Origin of the sequence: Streptomyces sp. NPDC004667 (assembly GCF_040609475.1) — a bacterium.
GTDB lineage: Bacteria > Actinomycetota > Actinomycetes > Streptomycetales > Streptomycetaceae > Streptomyces.
In genome coordinates, this window is sequence record NZ_JBEXKC010000061.1 from 25,546 (window position 1) to 49,135 (window position 23,590).

At 70.3% G+C, this 23,590-nt stretch carries 15 protein-coding genes and 3 pseudogenes; 8 read left to right on the plus strand and 10 right to left on the minus strand.

Annotated features, from left to right (window positions below; translation table 11 throughout):
• Positions 1 to 62 precede the first annotated feature (62 nt).
• On the plus strand, positions 63 to 2,414 hold the full coding sequence (locus tag ABZW32_RS28110; protein ID WP_356220896.1) for an arylsulfatase: 2,352 nt from the start codon (positions 63 to 65) through the stop codon (positions 2,412 to 2,414).
• A gap of 126 nt (positions 2,415 to 2,540) precedes the next feature.
• Here the strand turns inward: ABZW32_RS28110 and ABZW32_RS28115 are convergent, their stop codons facing one another.
• Together ABZW32_RS28115 and ABZW32_RS28120 are read right to left on the minus strand one after the other, a co-directional pair.
• Entirely contained in the window at positions 2,541 to 3,536 is a 996-nt protein-coding gene (locus ABZW32_RS28115) for a formylglycine-generating enzyme family protein (RefSeq protein ID WP_356220898.1), read from the minus strand.
• Between the two features lie 104 nt (positions 3,537 to 3,640).
• Complete coding sequence (locus ABZW32_RS28120; RefSeq protein ID WP_356220900.1) at positions 3,641 to 5,329, minus strand: SulP family inorganic anion transporter; 1,689 nt, start codon at positions 5,327 to 5,329, stop codon at positions 3,641 to 3,643.
• Between the two features lie 194 nt (positions 5,330 to 5,523).
• On the opposite strand from ABZW32_RS28120, the pseudogene ABZW32_RS28125 reads away from it, so the two are divergent.
• A pseudogene (locus ABZW32_RS28125) lies at positions 5,524 to 5,697 on the plus strand (hypothetical protein); the annotation flags it as partial.
• 67 nt (positions 5,698 to 5,764) lie between these two features.
• Here ABZW32_RS28125 and ABZW32_RS28130 read toward each other — a convergent pair.
• Positions 5,765 to 6,334 (minus strand): annotated as a pseudogene (locus ABZW32_RS28130) (dihydropyrimidinase); the annotation flags it as partial.
• 666 nt (positions 6,335 to 7,000) lie between these two features.
• Between ABZW32_RS28130 and ABZW32_RS28135 the strand changes: the two are divergent.
• From ABZW32_RS28135 to ABZW32_RS28150, 4 genes are all read left to right on the plus strand, one after another.
• Positions 7,001 to 7,411 carry an SseB family protein gene (locus ABZW32_RS28135; RefSeq protein ID WP_356220902.1) on the plus strand — a complete coding sequence of 137 codons (411 nt, stop codon included), beginning with the start codon at positions 7,001 to 7,003 and terminating at the stop codon, positions 7,409 to 7,411.
• Positions 7,412 to 7,560: 149 nt separating this feature from the next.
• Positions 7,561 to 7,974 (plus strand): hypothetical protein, encoded by a 414-nt coding sequence (locus ABZW32_RS28140; protein ID WP_356220905.1) that lies wholly within the window; start codon positions 7,561 to 7,563, stop codon positions 7,972 to 7,974.
• Positions 7,974 to 12,566 carry a putative T7SS-secreted protein gene (locus tag ABZW32_RS28145; protein WP_356220907.1) on the plus strand — a complete coding sequence of 1,531 codons (4,593 nt, stop codon included), beginning with the start codon at positions 7,974 to 7,976 and terminating at the stop codon, positions 12,564 to 12,566. Before ABZW32_RS28140 ends, ABZW32_RS28145 begins: the two co-directional genes overlap by 1 nt.
• 58 nt (positions 12,567 to 12,624) lie before the next feature.
• A complete protein-coding gene (locus tag ABZW32_RS28150; protein ID WP_356220909.1) occupies positions 12,625 to 13,122 on the plus strand; it encodes a hypothetical protein in 498 nt (165 codons plus the stop codon).
• Positions 13,123 to 13,194: 72 nt separating this feature from the next.
• Here ABZW32_RS28150 and ABZW32_RS28155 read toward each other — a convergent pair whose 3' ends face one another.
• Both ABZW32_RS28155 and ABZW32_RS28160 read right to left on the minus strand, forming a co-directional pair.
• On the minus strand, positions 13,195 to 13,323 hold the full coding sequence (locus ABZW32_RS28155; RefSeq protein WP_356220910.1) for a hypothetical protein: 129 nt from the start codon (positions 13,321 to 13,323) through the stop codon (positions 13,195 to 13,197).
• A 92-nt stretch (positions 13,324 to 13,415) separates the two neighbouring features.
• Positions 13,416 to 13,577 (minus strand): annotated as a pseudogene (locus ABZW32_RS28160) (TIGR03842 family LLM class F420-dependent oxidoreductase); the annotation flags it as partial.
• Between the two features lie 215 nt (positions 13,578 to 13,792).
• Here ABZW32_RS28160 and ABZW32_RS28165 point away from each other — a divergent pair.
• A complete protein-coding gene (locus ABZW32_RS28165; protein ID WP_356220911.1) occupies positions 13,793 to 15,868 on the plus strand; it encodes an NAD-binding lipoprotein in 2,076 nt (691 codons plus the stop codon).
• A gap of 173 nt (positions 15,869 to 16,041) precedes the next feature.
• Positions 16,042 to 17,406 carry an erythromycin esterase family protein gene (locus tag ABZW32_RS28170; protein WP_356220913.1) on the plus strand — a complete coding sequence of 455 codons (1,365 nt, stop codon included), beginning with the start codon at positions 16,042 to 16,044 and terminating at the stop codon, positions 17,404 to 17,406.
• Positions 17,407 to 17,552: 146 nt separating this feature from the next.
• Here ABZW32_RS28170 and ABZW32_RS28175 read toward each other — a convergent pair whose 3' ends face one another.
• The 5 genes from ABZW32_RS28175 to ABZW32_RS28195 form a co-directional block, all read right to left on the minus strand.
• Positions 17,553 to 18,569, minus strand: coding sequence for a TIGR03842 family LLM class F420-dependent oxidoreductase (locus ABZW32_RS28175; protein ID WP_356220916.1), 1,017 nt, complete (start codon positions 18,567 to 18,569; stop codon positions 17,553 to 17,555).
• 59 nt (positions 18,570 to 18,628) lie between these two features.
• Positions 18,629 to 20,029, minus strand: a complete 1,401-nt coding sequence (gene hydA / locus ABZW32_RS28180; protein WP_356220918.1) for a dihydropyrimidinase — start codon at positions 20,027 to 20,029, stop codon at positions 18,629 to 18,631.
• A gap of 32 nt (positions 20,030 to 20,061) precedes the next feature.
• Entirely contained in the window at positions 20,062 to 21,357 is a 1,296-nt protein-coding gene (locus tag ABZW32_RS28185) for an aspartate aminotransferase family protein (RefSeq protein WP_356220920.1), read from the minus strand.
• Positions 21,354 to 22,196 (minus strand): nitrilase-related carbon-nitrogen hydrolase, encoded by an 843-nt coding sequence (locus ABZW32_RS28190; RefSeq protein WP_356220922.1) that lies wholly within the window; start codon positions 22,194 to 22,196, stop codon positions 21,354 to 21,356. The genes ABZW32_RS28185 and ABZW32_RS28190 overlap by 4 nt, the downstream gene beginning before the upstream one ends.
• A 167-nt stretch (positions 22,197 to 22,363) precedes the next feature.
• Positions 22,364 to 23,326 carry a hypothetical protein gene (locus ABZW32_RS28195; protein WP_356220924.1) on the minus strand — a complete coding sequence of 321 codons (963 nt, stop codon included), beginning with the start codon at positions 23,324 to 23,326 and terminating at the stop codon, positions 22,364 to 22,366.
• Between the last annotated feature and the right edge of the window lie 264 nt (positions 23,327 to 23,590).

A 23,590-nucleotide genomic window follows, 5' to 3' on the forward strand; every position in this document is an offset into this window, starting at 1 on the left:
GACCGCCGGGGGACTTTTCTCAGGTCGGAGGCAGTCGCCCAGAACACCGAGGAGGTCGAGGGATGGCAGTTTCGTTCAACGGTGTGATCCAAGAGGACATCAGGCAGTCGGTGCCGGACTGGGAGCCCTACAAGCAGCCCCAGGCTCCCGATGGCGCGCCGAACGTGCTGTACGTGGTGTGGGACGACGTCGGCTTCGGCACGTTCGACATCTTCGGCGGGCTCGTGGAGGTCCCGGCGATGCGCCGGCTCGCCGAATCGGGGGTGAAGTTCACCAACTTCCACACCACCGCGCTGTGCTCACCCACGCGCTCGTCCCTGCTGACCGGGCGGAACGCGACCAGCAACGGCATGGCCTGCGTCGCCGAGATGACCAGCGGCTTCCCGGGCTCCAACGGGCGCATCCCGTTCGAGAACGCGAGTCTGGCGGAGGTCCTGGTCGAGCGCGGCTGGAACACCTACGCGCTGGGCAAGTGGCACCTGGTCCCCTCGGACGAGGCCAACATGGCCTCCTCGAAGCGGCACTGGCCGCTCGGCCGCGGCTTCGAACGCTTCTACGGGTTCCTGGGCGGCGAGGCCGACCAGTACTACCCCGACCTCTGCTACGACAACCACCCGGTCGAGCCGCCGTACACCCCGGAACAGGGCTACCACCTGTCCAAGGACCTGGTGGACCGGACGATCCAGTTCATCCGGGACGCCAAGGTCATCGCCCCGGAGAAGCCCTGGTTCACGTACTTCTGCCCGGGTGCGGGCCACGCCCCGCACCACATCTTCAAGGAGTGGGCGGACAAGTACGCGGGGAAGTTCGACGACGGCTACGAGGTGTACCGCCGCATGACGCTGCAGCGGCAGATCGAGCTGGGCATCCTGCCCGAGGGCACCGAGCTCACGCCGATCAACCCGCACGGCGAACCGGAGGCCACCGGCCCCCAGGGGCAGCCGTGGCCGGGCACGGACTTCGTCCGCCCGTGGGACTCGCTGAGCGCCGAGGAGAAGCGCCTGTTCGCCCGGATGGCCGAGGTCTTCGCCGGCTTCGTCTCCTACACCGACGCACAGATCGGGCGCCTGCTGGACTACCTGGAGGAGTCCGGGCAGCTGGAGAACACCATCATCATCGCGGTCTCGGACAACGGCGCCAGCGCCGAAGGCGGTCCGAACGGCTCGATGAACGAGAACAACTTCTTCAACGGCGTACCCGACGACATCACCGAGAACCTGCGCCACCTCGACGACCTGGGCAGCCCGAAGACCTACAACCACTACCCGACCGGTTGGGCGTGGGCGTTCAACGCCCCGTTCAAGTACTGGAAGCGCTGGGTGTCGTACGAGGGCGGCATCGCCGACCCGATGATCATCTCCTGGCCCAAGGGCATCAAGCAGAAGGGCGAGGTCCGGCACCAGTACTGCCACGCCATCGACATCGTGCCGACCGTCTACGAGATGCTCGGCGTCCAGCCGCCGGACATGGTCGGGGGCGTGGCGCAGAATCCGATCGAGGGCGCCAGCCTCCGCAAGGTGATCGAGGACGCCCGGGCGCCCGAACCGCGGCAGACGCAGTTCTACACCATGCTCGGCACGCGCGGGATCTGGCACGACGGATGGCACGCCGCCACCGCACACCCCCCGGCCCCCTCCAACTGGAGCCACTTCGAGCAGGACACCTGGGAGCTGTACAACCTGCGCGAGGACCGCTCCGAGAACCGGGACCTGGCCGCCCGGAACCCGGAGAAGCTCGACGAGCTCAAGCGTCTGTGGTCGTCGGAGGCCACCAAGTACCACGGCCTGCCGCTGGACGACCGCAGCCCGGTGGAGATCCTCAACACGCCCCGGCCGCAGCTCTCCAAGCCCCGTGACCGGTACGTCTACTACCCGGGCTGCGCCGGGGTGCCCGAGGCGGTGGCGGTCAACATCCGGGGCCGGTCCTACTCGATCGTCGCCGATGCGCATCTGGAGACGCCCGAGGCCCGTGGCGTCCTCTTCTCCCACGGCGGGCGCTTCGGCGGCCACAGCATGTACCTGATGGACGGGCATCTGCACTACGTCTACAACTGGCTCGGGCGCATGGAGCAGAAGGTCAGCTCACCGGCGCCGGTCGGTACCGGAGACCTCACCTTCTCGGCGGTGTTCCGGGCGGGCAAGCGCGACGAGCAGGGCAGTACGCACGGCAGCCTGGCCCTCTACGTGGGCGAACGGAAGGTCGCCGAGGCCGACATCCAGACCCAGCCGGGCAACTTCTCGCTGGTCGGGGAGGGTCTCGCCATCGGCGAGGACAGCAGTCAGCCGGTGTCCAGCGACTACGAGACGCCGTTCGCCTTCCTCGGCGGCACGATCAGGCAGGTGGTGGTGGACGTCAGCGGTGAAGCCTTCAGCGATGTGGAGAAGGAACTCATCGGCATGTTCCACCGCGACTGACGCCGGCCGCCGGCCGCCGAGGCTGCCGCGCCACCCGTCCCGTACGCCTTCGGGCCGGGTGGCGCGCCCGGCGGACGCTCGCGGCCGGCCCGGGCGGGCGGCGGCCGCGGGCCGGTGTCGCCCCCCTCACCGGCCCTCCCGGGGCGCGGCGCCCGCGGCGCAGCGGAAGCCCTGGTGGCCGGTGCTGCTGTCGGGGGTGCTGGAGCCGCGGGCGGCCACCCGGTAGCGGCGGCAGTAGGAGGCATGGCACAGGTACGACCCGCCACGCAGTGCCCGGACCGTGCCGAGCACGGGGCCCGTGGGATTCTCGCGCGGGCTGCTCGCGTAGTAGTCCGGCGCGTACCAGTCGGCGCACCACTCCCACACGTTGCCGCACGTGTTGTGCAGGCCGTGTCCACCGGGTGGGTAGGCGGCCACCGGAGCCGTGCCGTACCAGCCGTCCGGCCGCGTGTGCCGGTCGGGGAACCGGCCCTGCCACACGTTCATCCGGCGCTCGCCGCCCGGCTCCAGGTCGTCGCCCCACGGGAACGCGGCCTGCTCCAGGCCGCCGCGGGCGGCGTACTCCCACTCCGCCTCGGTCGGCAGCCGTTTGCCCGCCCACGCCGCGTAGGCGCAGGCGTCGTTCCAGGAGACGTGCACCACCGGGTGGTCCGCCCGGCCGGCGAGGTCGGAACCGGGCCCTTCCGGATGCCGCCAGGAGGCACCGTCGACCTGACGCCACCAGGGGGCCGCGGCAACGGCCCGGGTATCGGGGAAGCCGCTCGGCAGCAGCCCGGTGAAGACGAAGGACCAGCCGATCCGTTCCGCTTCCGTGAGGTATCCGGTCGCGGCCTCGAAAGCCCCGAAGTCGGCGTTGGAGACGGCACAGCGGTCGATCCAGTACGGATCGAGCGACACCTCGTGCACCGGCCCCTCGCCGTCGCCCCGGACCGCCCACCTGTCCCGGGAGCCCATCAGGAAGACGGCCCCTTCCAACCGCACCATGCCCTCGCGGCCGGCAGCAGTGCCGGCGGCGGCGCCGGCGGCGGAGACGTACGGGGCACGCCCGGCCGGCCCGGCCGCTGCCGTTCCGGAGGGACGCGCAGGGCCGCAGCAACCGGAGCGCAGCTCACCGCCGGACATGGACCAGCCTCCACGGAGATCGGGATCACCGCGATTCTGGGGCAGCGGGTGACCGGAGACGGGCAACGACACGTCCGCCCCTCCGTCGGGTGCGCGCGCGGTGATCAGTGGGTACGCAGGACGGCGTACGCCTCCCTCACGGTGGGGAACGCACGCAGCTTCCGGGTGGCGCCGTCCTGGTAGGGATTGGCGCGCAGGGTGGCCAGGACCGATGCGCGAGGGCGTGCGAGAACCAGCTCGCAGTCCCGGGCCCGCAGGTCGACGGTGAGCTGGGCCAGGATCTCCGCCCCGGTGGCATCCACGTGGAAGACGGCCCCCGCGTCCAGGACCACGTACCGGGGGTACGGCGACCGGGCCGCCGCCAGGGTCAGGACCCTGTCGTGGATGCGGCCCGCGTTGGCGAAGAACAGCGGTGCGTCCACCCGGTAGATCAGGACGTCCGTGTCGGCGGACTCGCCGGGGGCCGCCTCGTGGGGCGCCCCGTCACCGGTGACGGCGAGCTCGGCGTCGTGCGGCCACGCGACCCGGCGGAGCAGCTGTAGCAGCGCGAGGATGACGGCGACCAACAGGCCGTTCAGGACCCCGAGAGCCAGGACGGCGACCATGGTGGCCACGGCGAGCCACGCCTCGGTACGCCAGCCGGCCCACAGTTGTCCGAACCCCGTGACGTCGATCAGGTTCGAGGCGGACACGATGACGACCGCGGCCAGCACCGTCTTCGGCAGCAGCTCGATCACCGGGCCCGTGGTGAGCAGCGCGATCACCACGAAGCCGGCACCGGCCAGCTGGAACAGCTGCGAGTGCGCTCCCGCCCCCTGGGCGGACAGGGTCCGCTGGGTGCTCGCCATCGGCGCGAATCCGCCCAGGAAGCCCGATCCCGCCCCTGCCGCACCCACGGCGACCGACTCCCGGACCAAGGAGACCTGCCCCTCGGCGGCCGCCGTCCGGTGCAGGACCGCCACGCCCTCGATCGAGGCGATCATGGCCATTCCCGCCGCGGTCGGCAGCAACGCCCACACGTCCCCCGCGCTCACCTGCGGCCAGGCCGGTACGGGCAGACCGCCCGAGATGCCACCGGTCATCGCCACGCCCCGGGCGGCCAGCCCTGCCGCGGCCGACACGATGATCGCCACCACGCACACCACGGGCGTGGCGGGTACGGCGCGCAGGGCGGGAACGGCATGGAAGACCTTCTTGAGCACGACGAGGGCGACCAGGGAGGAAAGGCCCACGACCGCGGTCACGGCCTGGACCTGGTCCAGGTTCGTGAGCACCTCCCACAGCTTCACCATCGGCCGGTCGCTGTGGGTCGGCACGCCCAGCAGGGTTCCCACCTGGCTGGCCATCACCTGCACGGCCGTCCCGGCCAGGTATCCGAGCACCACGGGCCCCGACATGAAGGTGGTCAGGCCCCGCAGACGTCCGGGGAGCAGCAGCAGGACCCCCGTCATCAGCGCCAGGCACGCCGCCAGCGCCACGGCACGTCCGGCGTCGCCTCCGGAGCGGCCGGTCACCGCGGCGAACGTCATGATCGCCATGGTGGACGACGGGCCGACGGCCACCAGCCGGGTGGAAGTCACCAGGGCGAAGACCACCATGGCCCCCAGCGCGGTGTACAGGCCGGCGGCCGGGTTCAGCCCCGCCACCTGCCCGTAGCCCAAGGCCTGGGGCACCAGCGTCACCGAGACCGCGAACCCGGCCACGATGTCGCCGCGCACCCCGCGCCAGGAATATCGCTGCAGCTGCCCCAGCAGCGGCACCGCCTCCGCCGCGGACATCCGACGTCTCGTCACCCCCCCATTGTCGGGACCGCGCATCCCCGGTCCGGGAACGAACCGCGCGAGGCCGTGAGCTTCGCCGTCACGGCCCATGCCCGCCCATCGGCGGACATCCCGCGGGCCGATGGGCACTCTGGTCCGTTCGGACCTCTTGGGATGTCCTGACATTGGCGACGGGTCGATGAGGGGGTAGGGACCCGGACATGCACATGGCTGGGGAGGTCCTGCCGCGATCATGGCTCAGCGATGCGATCGGCTGGCTGGCGGGATGGGTGGAGGCCGGCGGCGCACAGAACACCTTCATCGGCGCGGCGTGGGCCTTCGCACGCTTTCTGGCGGCACTGGCCCGAAGCGGCAAGAGGACCGGAAACTACAGCCGGACCCGCCTGGACCTGAGCAGGTTCATCGCTTTCGGACTGGAGTTCCCACTGGCGGCCGATGTGCCGAGAAGGGCAGACCCTTGTCCCGGGCGCGGCCACTTCGGCCACCGACTCCCCGGCCGACACGTGGACCGCGTAGAGCGGCGAGCCGGCCACCCTGGTGAGCTGGACGGTGCGGTGGGTGGCCTCGGCCTCCTGCAGCACCTTGCGAACCGCACCGCGATGGCGCGGATCGCTCTCCCCGCGCGCCAGGGCCTGCTCGACCAGCACGTCGATGGCGATGCCCTTCTCCCCATGCCTTCGTGTACCAGGCGTCCAGGCCAGCCCGGAGGAATTGGCCTGGCGACTGGACCGCGAAATCGTTGATCGTCGTCGTACCACCCCAAGCGGCGGCTCGCGTCCCAGTCTCGAACGTGTCCGACGCGAAGGTGCTACCGAACGGCAGCTCCATGCGCGTGTGCGCATCAACCCCACCCGGGATCACATGCTTCTGGGCGGCACCGATCACTCGGTGGGCGGTCCAGCCATGGCTGCCAGCGGTCGTCTTGGCCACGACGCGGCCGTCCTCGATCAGAACATCCGCGTGCAGCTCTTCGGCCGCGGTGATCACGAGGCCACCGGTGATGAGAGTTCTGGTCATACCCGAGGAATCCCTTCCCGTCAGAATGCCGGAGTCGCAGGGCCACCGACGGGATGTCGCACGAAAAGCGGTATCCCCGTCAGCCGCCGCAGCCAGCGCCATGCCGGCATCTCGCGATGCCATACCCCTCATCGCTCACCACGCAGCCTCCGCACCGACTTGGTCGTCGAGTCCCCGTGAGAATTCCTGGTCACGCGAGCCAATGAAACTCTTGCCCCCGGATGACTCCCTCCGGTGTCGCGTAGCCGCCGCCCCCGCCCGCCGCGCGGACGGTGGCCGTCGAGCGGCACCGATGCCTGCTCAACCTCCGCCATCCAGTGGCCTGTGTCGGCCGCCGAGCATGTGCACCAGGGTGCGGCCGGGTCTCATCGAAGGCCCGGCAGATGTCCGGGCTCGGCACCGCAGTGCCCTTCGGCCAGAGACTGCGGACGTAGCCGGGGGCGAAGCCCGTCCACTGGCCCTTCCCACCCCAGGCGCGGCGGGGCTAGATCATCTCTGCACCCCGGCATGGACGCCCCCACTGCTCTGACGCGGCTGGCTCTTCCTCCGTCCCCACGAGTCATAGCGATCCAAGCCCAATTACCGCCCTCTGGCCAAAGCCCGAATCGGCGATCAAGGTACCGTGCCATGTCCGGGTGAACATCGCCTGATTGGGGGGCGCAGAGCATGGAACTGACGGCAGAGATTGCCGCGTATCGGGCGGGCAACGGGGATCCGGGACGTCTGGTGGGTGAGTTCCGGCGGGCTGCGCTTCTTGTTCCTCTCGCCAACGAGTCCGCAGGCGGGCTGATGTCTGCCGTTTCAGGTGGTATCCGGTGGCTGTACGCGTTCACGGATAAGGAGTCACTCGGTCGGTTCGCCGAGGCGCGTGGGGAGGCCGGGAGGGAGTGGCCGTACCTGGCGATCCTCGGTGCGCGGCTTGTGGATGCGGTGGTGCCCGCGGTGGATGGCCCAGCTGGGATCGCCGTGAACGTGGCGGATGAGGAAGGTTCGATGTTGTTCCCACCGGTGGCCGGGATCGTGCCCGATGGCTGTGCTGTGGACGTGAGCAACGACGGGGACGGGGAGGTGGCCTGATGCCGGGCGATAGTGACCTGGAGGTGTCTCCGGCCGCGGTATCTGCGATCCAGAAGGGGTTGCGGGATGCTGTCTCGGAGCTGCGCGAGTTTGGGGATGCAGCCGGCGCGTCGCAGGGGGCGGGGTTCCACAACCTGTCGATGACGGCAATGGAGACAGGGCACGGTGGTCTGTCGAAGGACTTCGAGGGCTTCTGTGAGCTCTGGGAATGGGGCGTCCGGTCACTGATCCAGGACGCGTCAGCCCTGGCCGGAAACCTCGGCATCGCCGCGGGGACGGTCTGGGAAGAGGACCACTACATCGAGGGCGGCTTCAAGGTGGCCGCGAACTCCCTGTACGGCAATCCGCATGCCAGAGAGGACGAGATCGAGAAGAAGTCCTGGGGCGACATCTTCAGCACCGACGTCTACAAGCCGGACTACAGCGCGCAGTCCTACGAGAAGGCGGCGAAGGACGTCGGGCAGACATGGTCCGACACCAAGGACACGGTGACGTCGACGGGGAAGATCGGCTCGATGAAGGACCTGCTGGAGCAGGCGGAACGCGCCAGGGGTGGTAGCTGATGGGCTGGCAGGACTTCATACCGGACGTCGTCGAGGACAAGGTCGAGCACGGGATCGAGAAGGTCGGCGACTTCGTCGAGTGGGGTGGCAGTAAAGTTGCCGGCCTTGCCGACGACGTCGGCATGGAGGAAGCGGGCGACTGGATCCGCGACAGGTCCCGCTCCGCTGCCAACCAACTCGGCTCCGACGTCGCCGAGCTGGAACTCGGGCAGACCGACGACCCGAAGAAGCTGGTCTACGGCAGCGTCACCAAGATCCATGCCCAGGTCGGACACCTGAGCGACTTCAAGAGGGCCTTCGAGTCCGTCGGCAACGGCCTGAAGAACCTGACCGAGCCCGACGGACTGAAGGGCCAGGCTGCCAAGGCGTTCCGGGAAGCCGTGGCGAAGCAGCCACCGCGCTGGTTCAAGGCGTCCGAGGCCTTCGGGAAGGCCGCAGACGCATTGGGCCGTTTCACGGAGACCGTGGAATGGGCGCAGGGACGTGCCAAGGAGGCCCTGGAGGACTACAACAAGGCGAAGAAGGTGTCCGAGGACGCCCGCAACGCCTACAACAAACAGGTCAGCGAGTACAACGACGCCATCACAGCCAAGAAGGAGCACCTCCCGCCCCGCCCGGCCGAGACCTTCGACGACCCCGGCAAGCCGCTGGCCGCGGCAGCGCAGGACAAACTGAACAGCGCCCGCAAGCAGCGCAACGAGCAGGCACAGACCGCCGCGGTCGCGGTCCGCGCCGCGCGTGACGCCGCCCCGCCCAAGCCCTCGTACGCGGGGCAGCTCACCGACGGCATCGCGTACATGCAGCTCGCCAACAACCACTTCGTGGGCGGCATCATCCGGGGTGCAGCCGGCACCGCCGACTTCGCCCGCTCGCTCAGCCCGCAGGATCCGTACAACCTTACGCATCCCGCCGAGTACATGACGCACCTCAACTCCACGGCAGCCGGCCTCGTCACCACGGTCAACGACCCATGGGGCGCCGGGAAGCAGATGCTCGACGAGTTCATGAAGGACCCCGCAGAAGGCATCGGCAGATTCGTCCCCGACCTGATCGGTTCCAAGGGCATCGCCTCCTTCAAGGAGGCCGGGGCAGCCGCGAGACACCTTGACGATCTGAAGTCTCTCCGCCGCGGGGAGCATGAACGGAATCCGGAGAGCAGCGCCAACCGTTGCAAAGAAACCGTGTGCAAGAGGGACCCGGTCGACATCGCGACCGGCCGCATGCTGCTGCCCGCGACCGACATTGTTCTGCCCGGCTCCCTCCCGCTCGTATTTCGGCGCACCTTCGACTCTTCGCGCCGCTCCGGGCACTGGTTCGGGCCGACATGGTCGTCCACGGTGGACCAGCAGCTGGAGATCGGACCCGAGGGCGTTATCTTCAGCTGTGACGAGGGGAGCCTTCTCGCCTACCCCCACCCGGCTCCCGGGGTCGCGGTGATGCCCACGCACGGCCGCCAGTGGCCATTGGAACGGGTCCCCGGCGGCTACACCATCACCGATCCCTACACCGGCAAGGTCTGGCACTTCACCGATCACACGGACGAGACCGCGCTCCTGGCCCAGATCGACGACCGCAACGGACGCTGGATCAGCTTCGAGCACGACGAGTCGGGAGCACCAACGGGGATCCTCCACCACGGCGGCTATCACCTGAAGCTCACCACAAGCGACGGCCGCGTAACGGCCCTGCACCTCGCGGGAGCCGCGAAGGACGGATCGGATCAGGAAGTCCTGCGGTACGGCTACACCGACGGCCATCTCACCTCGGTCATCAACTCTTCCAGCCGCCCCCTGAGTTTCGACTGCGACGAACACGGCCGTATCACCTCGTGGACCGACACCAACGGAAGCCGCTTCGACTACGTCTACGACGACCAGGACCGCTGCACCTACCAGTCAGGCACGAACGGACACCTCGAATCCACCTTCACCTGGGACGGTGTCGATCCCGCTACCGGGCTGCGCATGACGACCCTCACCAACGGTCTGGGTCACACCGAGCGCCACTTGGTCAATGACCGGTCACAGGTGGTCGCCGAGATCGACTCTCTGGGCGCGGTCACTCGCTTCGAGTACGACCGCTACAACCGGCTGCTGTCACGGACTGGTCCGCTGGGCCACGTCAGCCGTTTCACCTATGACGAGCACGGCCGTATGACGCTGGTGGAGCGCCCGGACGGACGGCAGGCGCGGACCGAGTACGACGACAACGGGCTGCCGATACGCCTCGTCGGCACCGACGGGAACGTCACGCGCCAGACCTTCGACGAGCGCGGCAACCGCACGTCGGTGACCGACCCCTCGGGCGCGACGACGGAGTTCGCGTACGACACGGCCGGATGGCTCACCTCGGTGACGGACCCGCTCACCGCCACCACCCGGCTGGTCCTTGACCGCCGGGGTCTTCCCGTCGAGGTCACCGATCCGTTGGGTGCCACGACCCTGTACGAGCACGATGCCTTCGGGCGTACGGTCCGAATCACCGACCCTCTCGGTGGGGAGACGCGCCTGCAGTGGACGGTAGAGGGCCGGCCGTCCGGGCGCACCGCACCCGACGGGACGGTGGAGTTCTGGACGTACGACGGCGAGGGCAACTGCCTCAGTCACACGGACGCGATGGGCGGCACGACTCAGTTCGCGTACACAGACTTCGACCTGCTGGCGGCCCGCACAGGCCCGGATGGAGTTCGCCACGAGTTCTCCCACGACTCCAACCTGCGGCTGACGCGAGTGACGAACCCACAGGGCCTGACGTGGGATTACAGCTACGACGCGGCGAGCCGACTGGTCGCGGAGACAGACTTCGACGGCAGGGTGCTGAGCTACGACTACGACGCTGCGGGACGTATGGTCTCCCGGGCGAACGGCCTGGGCCAGCACGTCGGCTTCACGCACAACGTCCTCGGCCAGGTGATCCGCAAGGAAGTCGAAGGCAACGCGGTCACGACATTTGAGTATGACGTTTTCGACGAACTCGCGCTGGCTGCGGGCCCGGACGCCCGGCTGGAGCGCCTGCGAGATCGCTTCGGTCGGCTGAAGTCCGAGAAGGTCAACGGCCGGACGCTGACGTACGCGTACGACGAGCTCGGCCGCCGCGTGGGAAGGACCACGCCGAGTGGCGCGGTCAGTGAATGGTCGTACGACGCGGCGGGCCACAAGACGAAGCTCAACACCTCCGGGCGCGAGATCGCCTTTTCCTTCGACGCCCGGGGCTGCGAAGTGGAGCGCACAGTCTCGGACTTCGTGTCATTCAAGTCGTCGTTTGACGAGATGAGCCGCTTGACGGACCAGGAGATCACACACCGGGGTGGTCGCCTCCAGCACCGCGTGTACACCTACCGCGCGGACGGCGGTCTCGTCGGCATCAACGACGCCCTCTCCGGTGACCGCCACTTCGACCTGGACTCGACCGGCCGCGTCATGACCGTCCATGCACACGGCTGGACGGAGCAGTACGCCTACGACGACGCCGGAAACCAGACGGAGGCCTCGTGGCCGGCCACCCACCCGTCCCATACCGCAACGGGCACACGTGCCTACCAGGGCACTCGGATCACCAACGCCGGTGCCCTCCGCTACGAACACGACGGCCAGGGCCGGATTGTTCTACGCCAGAAGACCCGCCTCTCCCGAAAGCCCGACACCTGGCGTTACGAGTGGGACGCAGAGGACCGTCTCACCGCGGTGACGACACCGGACGGCACGGTCTGGCGGTACGCGTACGACCCCCTGGGCCGCCGAATATCCAAGCAGTCCCCTTTCGAGGCGGTCCACTTCACCTGGGACGGCACGACCCTCTGCGAGCAGACAACCGAGGACATCACCCTCACCTGGGACCATGCAGGCCTGCGCCCCCTTGCCCAGACAGAACGCCGCAAGGACTCCACCGAAGAGCGCTTCTTCGCAATCGTCACTGACCTAATCGGCACCCCAACGGAACTCGTCGACGAATCGGGCGAACTGGCCTGGCGCACGCGCACGACTCTGTGGGGCACGACAACGTGGACCCGCGACGCGACGGCCTACACCCCTCTACGCTTCCCGGGCCAGTATTTCGACGCCGAGTCGGGGCTCCATTACAACCACTTCCGCTACTACGACCCGGAGTTGGCCCGCTACCTATCCCAGGACCCCTTGGGGATCGCCCCAGCACCGAACCCGGCGACGTACGTCAACAACCCGCAGACGTGGAGCGACCCAAGAGGACTCTCGCCGTGCCCCCCTTTCCACAATCGGATGCCGGAGGAGTTGACCAGGGAGCTGGCAGACGCCGAACGTCTCGGCGTGAAGCCTATACGTGTTGGCGAAGAAGGCTTCGATGACATGATCAACTCGGGCACGGTGAAGTGGGCGGTGACTGAGGAGGGAGAGCTGGTGTTCATGCCGAAGCACGTCCAAGGCACCGAGCTGAAGCACCCCGTGCTGACGAATGGGGCACCTGTGCTTGCGGCGGGCGAGGCGGAGATCGCTGGAAGCAGCGGCAACTACTTCGGCATGCAGATCAACAGACAGAGTGGACACTACTGGCCCTCGCAAGAGAGCCTTGACACCGGGAAGGAGGCATTCGAACGTGCGGGAATCCCCATTCTCTGACCGTTCCCCTGAGACTCGCGGCCGCCACGGGAGCGGGCGCCGGTTCCTCGGTTCTTCGTTGGAGGACCTGGAACGGAACCTGCTGACAGTCGAAGCGGTGGCCTGGCCGTCGGAACGCTGGGAACAGTTGCGCGATTTCGCTGTCGGTGGCATGCAGTCCCCTGGTCTCTCAGACGAAACAAGGCTCCGTTGGGGCCATCTCGCTCTCTCCGCAATCTCAAGAAAGGAGCCGAACCAGACGCCGCAGCAGACGATGGCCGATTCTGCCCACGTGCGCGCATACATGATCCGGGAGTTCGGGGTCAGCAACGCGGATGCGGCCCGGGACATTCTTGCCCTCTGTTCGGAGATCCTGCGGAACGTGGGAGTGTCGCTGGAGGCAGGGGCGCGGCTCACCGAAGGGTGGAAGTCAGCACCGCGGGATCAGATGCTACAACTACGGCGGATCAAGAACATGCTCACTCCGCTACTTCCCCTCCGTGCACTCCTGGCAGGTGACGACTCGACCTTCCAGGAGACGCTCGCCTGGCTGGAGCTCGTCCCACGCCTTCCTTGAAGGACGTTCGTCGTGGACACAGAGAACCGCCCGTCTTGACGCATCACGTGGTACACACCGAGTGGTCCGAGGTCAGGAGACCTCACAGTTGGTGACGAGGTCGGCCACGACCTGCGTGAAGTTGGCGTAGGGCGTGGCACCCGAGATCTCCAAGGCAGCGACCGCCGACGCAAGGGTGACGGCAGCGGTTCTGATCTTCATGACGTCTCCCCGGTTCGGCACCGGCCACCCCCCGGGCCCTGCCCAGGCCAGGCTGCCTGCCCGGCCTGGCCTGGGCTGGCCTGGCCTGGCGCTCAGTCCCGCAGGGCTGGGACGACCTGCTGTCCGTAGGCGTCGGTGACCGTCTCCCGCGCGTCGTGCATGTCGTAGACGGCGAACTGGTCGACGCCCAGGTCGCGCAGGGCGCGGAGCTTCTCGATGTGGGCCTCGGCCGGGCCCAACAGGCAGAAGCGGTCGGCGACGTGGTTGCCGACCATCCCGCTGGAGGATGAACGACACCGGAGTGCGAAAGAAGGGGCGAACCGTCACGCGTAGGGCGGAGTTCACGGCTGCGCCGCTCGGGTGCGTGCCCGCGCCACTAGCCTGGAGCCCGTACAAAACCGCTGATGCCGGGCAGACAGAACGCAGCTCAGGGTCCGCTCCGACATCCCAGCCCAGCAAAGGACTCCGGTTGACGGGACGCAGGACCACCGCCCGACGCGCGAGCCCTGCCTGGCCGCCGCGGCTGCGCTACTGGTTCGACACCATCGTGGCCCGCGGCACCGCCGTGCTGATCGGCTGGCTCACCCTCATGTGCCTGGCCATCGTGGTCCCGGCCAGCGCGGCCCTCGTGTGGGCCAGGCAGGACGGGCCCACCACCTGGTCGGAGCAGGTCGTGGCCGTGTGGGTGAGCGTGGGCCAGACGCTGAAGATCGGCGGCGCCGTCGGCCGCCCCCTGTACGTGCTCATGTCGGTCCTGCTGGCCCTCGTCGCCCTGCTGTTCGTCTCCACCCTCGTCAGCCTCATCACCAACGGACTCAACGACAAGGTCCTGGCTCTGCGCCGCGGCCGGTCCACCGTCCTGGAGGCCCGGCACACGGTGCTGCTCGGCTGGTCCGACCAGGTGTTCCCGATCATCTCCGAACTGGTCGAGGCCAACGCCAACCGGCGCAGGGCCGTCATCGCCGTCCTGGGCCCCAAGGACAAGGCGGAGATGGAGGACGAGATCGCCACCGCCGTCGGCCGGCTCGGCCACACCCGGCTGATCTGCCGCAGCGGCGTCACCACCGACCCCGCGGTCGTCTCCCTCGTCAGCCCCGAATCGGCCCGCGCCGTGCTGGTCCTCACCCACGAGGGCGAGGACGGTGACGCCCACGTGGTCAAGACACTGCTCGCCGTGGACGCCGCCGTCCGCGGGCGGGGCAGGCCCGCCGTGGTCGCGGCGGTCCGCGACGGCCGCCACAAACGTGCGGCGGACCTTGCCGCGGGTCCCCGCGGCAAGGTGCTGGACATCGAGGACGTGACCGCCCGGCTCATCGCCCAGACCTCCTGCGAGCCCGGACTCTCCCTCGTCTACCAGGAACTGCTGGACTTCGACGGCGACGAGATCTACACCGTGGCGGACCCCACCCTGACGGGACGCACCTTCGGCGAACTGCTCCTCGCCCACGACACGTCCAGCGTCATCGGTCTCCTGCGCCGCGCCCGGAGCGAGGCGGACGAGGGCACCGACGGGACCGGCCGGTCCGGCCGGAGCCGCGTCGAACTCAACCCCGCCACCGACAGCGTGCTGGGCGAAGGCGACCGGATCGTCCTGATCACCGAGGACGACGACACCGCCACCCCGGCCGCCGAGCCGCTCGCCGTGGACGAGCGGGCGATCGTCGCACCGCCCAGGTCTCCCCGGCCCCCGGAACGCTTCCTGCTGCTCGGCTGGAACCACCGCGCCCCGCTGATCACCGACCAGCTCGACGCGTCCGTGCCGCCCGGATCCGTACTCGTGGTCATGGCGGAGGGCGAGGAGTGCCTCCGTGAGGCCGACCGCTGCGCCCGGGCGCCGGGCCGGCGGATGCACGTCGACGTCCACCGCGGCGACATCACCGATCCGCGGGTCCTGGACGACCTGGACGTACTGTCCTTCGACCGGGCCATCGTCCTCGGATACGACGTCCGGGACACCGCCCCGGGGGCGCTCACGGGCGACGACAGGACCCTGGTGACCCTCCTCCACCTGCGCGCGCTGGAGGAGGCGGCCGGTCGCGATCTCGCCGTCGTGACCGAGATGACGGACGACCGGAGCCGGTTGCTGGCTCCCTCCCGGGAGGGTGCGGACTTCATCGTCGGCGGCCGGCTCATCAGTCTGCTGATGACGCAGATCGCGGAGAACCGGCACCTCGCCGCCGTCTTCGACAGCCTGTTCTCGGCCGACGGCGACACCATCCACCTGAGGCCCGCGACGGAGTACGTCCGGCCCGGGCACCCGGTCGGATTCGCCACGGTCGTGGAGTCCGGCCGCCGCCAGGGGCACTGCGTCATCGGCTACCGGCTCCACGAAGCCGTTGCGCAGGGCCCCTCGTACGGGGTGCGGCTGAACCCCGACAAGCGGGAGCGGCTGGCCTTCGGCCCCGAGGACTCGGTGATCGTCCTCGCCCCGGGCGCCGGGGTCACCCCGCACCGCGAACGGCGGCGCACCGTCCCCGGAGCGCGCGGCGGCGGGCTGCCGGGCCGGCCCCCCGGGCGGGACGACGTCCCGGGCGGCGGCTGGTGACACGGCCGGGCGGTACGGGGCGGGTGGGCCGCCTCGGGCTGATCGGCCCCTGGAACGTCGCAAAGGGGGATATCCCCCGTTCGAATCCGGAGGGATCCCTCAGTGCGGCCCGTTCCCGCCCAGGCCATGATCGTTTCACCGCAGGGGGACAGGAACGAGCCGAGGAGTTCAACATGACAGCGCACGACCGGGTGATCGGCCGACGGAGGCTGCTGCTCTCCGCGACGGCCGGACTCGCGACCACGGCCCTGCTCGCCCCCGCTGCCGCCGCCGCACCCGCCGCACCCGCCCCCACGGGGACGAATGGCCAACAGGCCGACGCCCTCCGCGCGCTGGAGCGCGCAGCCCACCCCCTGCGCTCGACGGAGCCGGGCGGCAACACCGCCGACCTGCGGGCCCTGGACGCCATGATCGGCGAAGCCAGGGTGGTCGGACTGGGTGAGGCGACCCACGGCTCCCACGAGTTCTTCGCCATGAAGCAACGCGTCTTCAGCCACCTCGTCGAGGAGAAGGGATTCACCACCTTCGCCCTGGAGATGAGCTGGACGGCCGGCCTGCGGATCGACGAGTACCTTCAGGGCGGCGCCGGCGACGCCCGGCGGATAGCCAAGGAGACGCTGACCGGCTCGCCTTGGGAGCGGGAGGAATTCGTCAGCCTCATCGCCTGGATGCGGCGGTACAACGACCGTCACCCCGGCCGGAAGGTCCACTTCATGGGCAACGACATCGGCGCCCCCGGACTCGGCGACGCCGTGTTCGACCGGGTGCTCTTGTACGTCCGCACGAGTCGCCCCCAGGACGTCGCGCACCTGGAGGAGCTGTACGCGCGCCTGCGCCCCCTCGACGACGTCTTCGCCTACCTGCGCAAGCCCGTCGCCGAACGCCGCCTCGACGCCGCCACGGCCCAACAGGCCTTCGACCTGGTCACCGGGCACAAGGGAGCGGGAGGCGACGCCTACGAATGGGCCGAGCAGCACGCCCGAAGCATCGCCCAGACCTTCGCGTTCGCCTCGCTCGACCTGTCCGACCCGGCATCGGTGTCCGCCGCGGAGCGCTTCCGCGACCGGGTCATGGCCGACAACACCGCCTGGTGGCAGCGTCGGACGGGGGACAAGATGTTGCTCTCGGCGCACAACGGCCACGTGGGCTACCTGTCCAGCGACCCGGTGATGTACCCCAAGACCCAGGGCACCTTCCTGCGCGAGGCCCTCGGCCGCGACTACGCCGCCATCGGTTTCACCTTCGGCCGCGGCTCGTTCCTCACGGCGACCACGCTCGGCAGCCCCTGGAGCGAGGTCACCGTCCCCGCCGCCACCCCCGACATGCAGGAGCACACCCTCGACCGGGTGCGCCACCGCGACTACTACCTCGACCTGCGCACCCTGCCCACAGCGGGCCGCACCTGGCTGAACACCCCCCGCCCCATCTACGAGGCGGGCTCGTCCTTCAAGAAGGACCCGCTCCCCACCCTCGCCATCACCCCGGCCTACGACGTCCTCATCCACCTGAACCGGGTCCGCGCGGCCACCAGCCTCTGACGGCTCGGCCCGGTGGTCCCCGGTGAGTGCGGGCACTCGGGAGGACCACCGGGCAGATCACCACGGGTTCGGGCCGACGGGCCCGTCAGTGGTCGAACCACCAGAGCTGGTGGCGGCCGTTGTTGCACGGCCGCGCAGCGGGTACGTCAGTCGCGCAGCGCCGGAATGACGTGCTGTCCGTAGGCGTCGATGACCGTCTCCCGCGCGTCGTGCATGTCGTAGACGGCGAACTGGTCGACGCCCAGGTCGCGCAGGGCGCGGAGCTTCTCGATGTGGGCCTCGGCCGGGCCCAGCAGGCAGAAGCGGTCGACGATCTCGTCCGGGACGAAGTCGGTGGACGGGTTTCCGGCGCGGCCGTGGTGGCTGTAGTCGTAGCCCTGGCGGGCCTTGATGTACTCGGTGAGGGCGTCCGGGACCATGCCCGAGTGCTCGCCGTAGCGGGAGACGAGGTCGGCGACGTGGTTGCCGACCATCCCGCCGAACCAGCGGCACTGGTCCCGGGCGTGGGCGAGGGCGGCCGCCGAGTCGTCGGCCGTCACGTACGCCGGAGCGGCCACGCAGATGGTGATCGACGCCGGGTCGCGGCCCGCCTCGGTCGCGGCCCGCCGGACGGCCTTGACCATCCACTCCGTGAGGTACGGGTCGGCGAGCTGGAGGATGAACCCGTCGGCCTTCTGACCGGTGAGGGCGAGGGCCTTCGGACCGTACGCCGCCATCCAGACGGGGAGTCTGCCGTCCTTGATCCACGGGATGCGGAGCGGGTTGCCGTCCACGACCGCCTCGCGGCCTTCGGCCAGGTCGCGGATGACCTCGATGGCCTCGCCCAGGCGGGCCAGGGTGTTGGGGGCCCGGCCGGCGACGCGCATGGCCGAGTCCCCGCGGCCGATGCCGCAGACGGTGCGGTTTCCGTACATGTCGTTGAGGGTGGCGAAGGTGGAGGCGGTGACCTCCCAGGTCCGGGTGCCCGGGTTGGTGACCATGGGGCCGATGTGGAGCTTCTGGGTGTTGGCGAGGATCTGGCTGTAGATGACGAACGGTTCCTGCCAGAGGACCGCCGAGTCGAAGGTCCAGCCGTAGCGGAAGCCGTTGCGTTCGGCGCGCTTCATCAGGCTGATGACCTGGGAGGCGGGCGGGTCGGTCTGCAGGACGAGGCCGAAGTCCATGGTCGGGCTGCTCCTTGCTGGGGAGTACGGGCGCCGGGGCGTGCGGGCCCCGGCGCCCCCTAGAGGTACTGGCAGGTGGAGCGGGGGATGAAGGCCCCGTGGCCGGCCCGGCCGGTGTACTCGCGCCGGTCGATGACGAGTTCGCCGCGGGAGAGGACCGTGTCGACGCGCCCGGTGATCCGCCTGCCCTCGTACGCCGAGTAGTCCACGTTCATGTGGTGCGTCTCGGCGGAGATGACCTGCTCGGCGTGCGGATCGTAGAGGACGATGTCGGCGTCGGAGCCCGGCGCGATGGTGCCCTTCTGCGGGTAGAGGCCGAACATCCGGGCCGGGGTCGCGCAGGCGATCTCGATCCAGCGGCGGCGGCTGATGTGCCCGTCCAGGACGGCCTGGTGGAGGAGGTCCATGCGGTTCTCCACCCCCGGGAGCCCGTTGGGGATCTTGGAGAAGTCCCCGCGGCCCAGCTCCTTCTGGCCGCGGAAGCAGAACGGGCAGTGGTCGGTGGAGACCACCTGGAGGTCGTTCGTGCGCAGGCCCCGCCACAGTGCCGCCTGGTGCTCGCGGGGGCGCAGCGGGGTGGAGCAGACGTACTTGGCGCCCTGGAAGTCGGGCTCGGCCAGGTTGTCGGTGGACAGGAACAGGTACTGCGGGCAGGTCTCGCCGAAGACGGGCAGGCCCTTGTCCCGGGCGGCGGCCAGTTCGGCCACCGCCTCCTCGGCCGACACGTGGACCACGTAGAGCGGGGATCCGGCCACCCGGGCGAGCTGGATGGCGCGGTGGGTGGCCTCGGCCTCCAGCAGCACCTTGCGGACCTCACCGTGGTGGCGGGGGTCGGTCTCGCCGCGGGCCAGGGCCTGTTCGACGAGGACGTCGATGGCGATGCCGTTCTCGGCGTGCATCATGATCAGCCCGCCGTTGCCGGAGGCCCGCTGCATGGCGCGCAGGATCTGCCCGTCGTCGCTGTAGAAGACGCCCGGATAGGCCATGAACAGCTTGAAGGAGGTGACGCCCTCGCCGACGAGGTGGTCCATCTCCTTCAGGGTGTGTTCGTTGACGTCGGAGAGGATCATGTGGAAGGCGTAGTCGACGGCGCAGTTGCCGTCGGCCTTCGCGTACCAGGTGTCGAGCCCCTCGCGCAGGGAGCGGCCCACGCTCTGCACGGCGAAGTCGACGATGGTGGTGGTGCCGCCCCAGGCGGCGGCCCGGGTGCCGGTCTCGAAGGTGTCCGAGGCGGAGGTGCCGCCGAAGGGGAGCTCCATGTGGGTGTGCGCGTCGACGCCGCCGGGGATGACGTACTTCCCGCTCGCGTCGATCGTGCGGTCGGCGGTCCAGACGTCGGCCGCGGCGGAACCGTGTGCGGCGAGGGCCGCGACGCGGCCGTCCTCGACGAGGACGTCCGCGTGGAGCTCGTCGGCGGCGGTAACGACCAGACCGCCTCGGATCAGGGTGCGCGTGCTCATGGAACTCCCCCTAAGGGATGGGCTGCCGGCTGCTACCGGATGGTCCGCAGGGCCTGTTCGAGGATGTCGGCGCCCTCTTCCGCCTCGGCGACGGTGAGGGAGAGCGGCGGTGCGACGCGCAGCACGCTGGTGTCGTGGCCACCGCCCTTGCCGAGGAGCAGGCCGCCCGCGCGGGCGGCCTCCAGGACGGCGGCGGCCGCCTGCGGGTCGGCCCGGTCGGTGCCCGGCTTCGTCAGTTCCAGGCCGGCCATCAGGCCCCGGCCGCGGACCTCCCGTACCGCCGGCACGCCGGCGCAGACGGCGCGCAGCCGTTCCAGGAGGAGTCCGCCGACGCGGCGGGCGTTGCCCTGGAGGTCGTGTTCCTGCAGGTACGCGAGGTTCGCGAGGCCGGCCGCCATGGTGACCGGGGAACCGCCGAAGGTGGAGATGGAGTTGGAGTCGAGGCAGTTCATCACCTCGGCGCGGGCCACGACCCCTCCGATGGACATGCCGTTGCCGATGCCCTTGGCGAAGGTGAGGATGTCCGGCGGGCCGTTCTGGGCGTGGGCCTGCCAGCCCCAGAAGTGTTCGCCGGTACGGCCCCAGCCGGTCTGCACCTCGTCGCTGATCCAGAGGATGCCGTGGCGGTCGAGGACCTCGCGGAAGGCGCCGTAGAGCCCGTCGGGCGGGGAGGTGAAGCCGCCGACGCCCTGGATCGGTTCGGCGATCAGGGCGGCGACCCCGCCGCGGGCCTGGCCGAGCACGTCCTCCAGGTCGGCGACGGCCGCGGCGGTGAACCCGTCGTCGGGGAGGGCGGCGAAGGGGCCGCGGGTACGGACGGCGCCGTGGACCCAGTACGTCTGGAGCGGCGAGAGGCTGGTCGGGGACCAGCCGCGGTTGCCGGTGATCGAGACGGTGGAGAAGGACCGGCCGTGGTAGCTGTTGCGCATCGCCAGGATCTGGTTGGAGCGGCGGTACGTCGTGGCGAGCAGCAGGGCGGTGTCGTTGGCCTCGGTGCCGGAGGTGGTGAAGAAGACCCTGGCGTCGGGGATCCCGGACAGCGCGCAGATGCGTTCGGCCAGCTCGATCATCGGCCGGTTGAGGTACAGGGTGGAGGAGTGGATGATCCGGCCGGCCTGTTCGGAGACGGCCTTGGTGACCTCGGGCAGGGCGTGGGCGGTCATCGTGGTGAGGATGCCGCCGAAGAAGTCGAGGTAGCGGTTGCCGTCGGCGTCCCAGACGTGGCGGCCCTCGCCGTGGGTGAGCTCGATGGGGCGGTCGTAGTAGAGCGCGAGCCAGTCGGGCAGGACGGCGGCGTGGCGGCTGTGCAGGGGGATGGGGTTGGTCACGGCTGTACGAGCCCTCCGTAGGCGTCGGGGCGGCGGTCGCGGTAGAAGGCCCACTGGTCGCGGACCTCCTTGATCAGGTCGAAGTCGAGGTCCCGGACGAGGAGTTCCTCCTCCTTGTCGCTGGCGACCTCGCCGACGAACTGGCCGCGCGGGTCGACGAAGTAGCTGGTGCCGTAGAAGTCGTTGTCGCCGTACTCCTCCTGTCCGACGCGGTTGATGGCGGCGACGAAGTACTCGTTGGCGACGGCGGAGGCGGGCTGTTCCAGCTGCCACAGGTACGCGGACAGGCCCCGGGAGGTGGCGGACGGGTTGTAGACCAGCTGGGCTCCGGCCAGGCCCAGCGCGCGCCAGCCCTCGGGGAAGTGCCGGTCGTAGCAGATGTACACCCCGACCTTGCCGACGGCGGTGTCGAAGACGGGCCAGCCGAGGTTGCCCGGGCGGAAGTAGTACTTCTCCCAGAAGCCCTTGACCTGCGGGATGTGGTGCTTGCGGTACTTGCCGAGGTAGCTGCCGTCGGCGTCGATGACGGCGGCGGTGTTGTAGTAGAACCCCTCGGCCTCCAGCTCGAAGACCGGGACGACGATCACCATGCCGGTCTCGCGGGCGAGCGCCTGCATCCGCCGTACGGTGGGGCCGTCGGGGACGGGCTCGGCCCAGCGGTAGTGCTCGGGCTCCTGCACCTGGCAGAAGTAGGGTGCGTTGAACACCTCCTGGAAGCCGATGACCTTCGCCCCCCGGGCGGCCGCCCGGCGGGCGTGCTCCTCGTGTTTGGCGATCATCGACTCGGTGTCTCCGGTCCAGGTGGCCTGGACGAGTGCGGCGCGGACGACTTGGGCCATGAGCTGCTCCTCGCGACGGGAACGCCGACTTCTACGCACGTAGACGGTGTGCGTAGGGAGTCGAAGGTAGGCGTCGTCACAGCGTGGGGCAAGACCACCGTGCGCGGTTGGAGTAGTCGATCAAGTTACGTCGCCAGGTGGTCGTTTGCGGTCAGGAGACGGGCGCTTCAGCTCGCCGGGATCCCCGCCACGCGCAGGGCGTGCGCCAGGTCCCGGTGCCGGGTGCCGGACAGGGCGCGGGCCCCGGCCAGCAGCCGGGGCGCGAACCAGTGCGGGTCGCGGCGGGCCAGGGCCGCCGCCTCCTCGGCGGTGCGCAGGCGCACGAACGCGGCGAGCAGGGTGCGGGCCTCGCGTTCCCGCCCGGCGGCACCGAGGGCGAGCGCGGCTTCGGCGACCTCGGCGGCGGGGCGGGCCACGCCCTGGCGCAGCAGCCGGTCGCAGTCGCCCTCGCGGCCGGCCTCGCCGAGGACGGCGGCGGCCGCGGCGAGCCGCTCGGGCGGGAGCGAGGCCGCCTCCCACAGCAGGGTGGCCCAGTCGGCGGCCAGCCCGGCGCGGCCGAGCTCCGCGGCGAGCGCGGGCAGCCGCCCCGCGGGCCACGCGGCGGCCTCGCAGAGCAGCGCGTGCGCTTCCCCGGTACGGCCCTGCTCCCGCAGTGCCAGCAGCTCGGCGACGAAGTCGCGCCGCGCGGGCGCCTGACCGGCGGGTTCGAACGGGCCGCGCTCCGCGGCCCGTTGGCCGGGGTCCGCGGCCCGTTGGCCGGGGTCCGCGGCCCGTTGGCCGGGGCCTGACGGGGCGGGGGTGGGCCAGGGGCCCTCGGCGCCGGCGGGCACGTGCGCTCCGCGGGCGGGGGCCCCGGGTTCCGGCGCGGGGTGGGTGGGCGGGGCCGACGGGGAGGGCTCCGCGGCGGTGGCCCCGCCCGCGAACCGGGCGCCGCGCGGGGCGGGGAGGGGAGCCGTCGGGGCGGTCGGCACGGCGGCGGCCGGGGGTGCGAAACGGGCACCGCGCGGGGCGGGAAGCGGGGCCGTCGGGGCGGTCGGCACGGCGGCGGCCGGGGGTGCGCCCGCGTACCGGGCCCCACCGGCCCGGCGCGCTCCCCGCAGCCACCGCCCCTCGGCCCTCCCGACCGGCACCGCCCGCGACCCCGGCTCCGGGGCCGGCACCGGCTCCGGCCGCCACCCCCGCTCGGGGTCCCCCTCCGGCCCTCGCCGCCACCCTCGGTCCGGGGCCGGGTCCGGCTGCCACCCCCGGTCCGGGGCCGGGTCCGGCCGCGGCTCGCGCTGCCTCGGGACGCCCGCCGGCGGCAGCGTCCCCAGGCGGGCGGCGCCTGCGGCGGGGCCGCGGCGGGCGTGGAGAGCGAGGGTGAGGGGTCAAGGTCATCACTCGTGTCTTCGGTC

Bases quoted from the DNA above. Each gene is read 5' to 3' on its own strand.
- ABZW32_RS28110 (WP_356220896.1), top strand. From the start codon at position 63: ATGGCAGTTTCGTTCAACGGTGTGATCCAAGAGGACATCAGGCAGTCG.
- ABZW32_RS28115 (WP_356220898.1), bottom strand. From the start codon at position 3,536: ATGTCCGGCGGTGAGCTGCGCTCCGGTTGCTGCGGCCCTGCGCGTCCC.
- ABZW32_RS28135 (WP_356220902.1), top strand. From the start codon at position 7,001: ATGGAACTGACGGCAGAGATTGCCGCGTATCGGGCGGGCAACGGGGAT.
- ABZW32_RS28140 (WP_356220905.1), top strand. From the start codon at position 7,561: ATGGAGACAGGGCACGGTGGTCTGTCGAAGGACTTCGAGGGCTTCTGT.
- ABZW32_RS28145 (WP_356220907.1), top strand. From the start codon at position 7,974: ATGGGCTGGCAGGACTTCATACCGGACGTCGTCGAGGACAAGGTCGAG.
- ABZW32_RS28155 (WP_356220910.1), bottom strand. From the start codon at position 13,323: ATGAAGATCAGAACCGCTGCCGTCACCCTTGCGTCGGCGGTCGCTGCC.
- ABZW32_RS28170 (WP_356220913.1), top strand. From the start codon at position 16,042: ATGACAGCGCACGACCGGGTGATCGGCCGACGGAGGCTGCTGCTCTCC.
- ABZW32_RS28175 (WP_356220916.1), bottom strand. From the start codon at position 18,569: ATGGACTTCGGCCTCGTCCTGCAGACCGACCCGCCCGCCTCCCAGGTC.
- hydA (WP_356220918.1), bottom strand. From the start codon at position 20,029: ATGAGCACGCGCACCCTGATCCGAGGCGGTCTGGTCGTTACCGCCGCC.
- ABZW32_RS28190 (WP_356220922.1), bottom strand. From the start codon at position 22,196: ATGGCCCAAGTCGTCCGCGCCGCACTCGTCCAGGCCACCTGGACCGGA.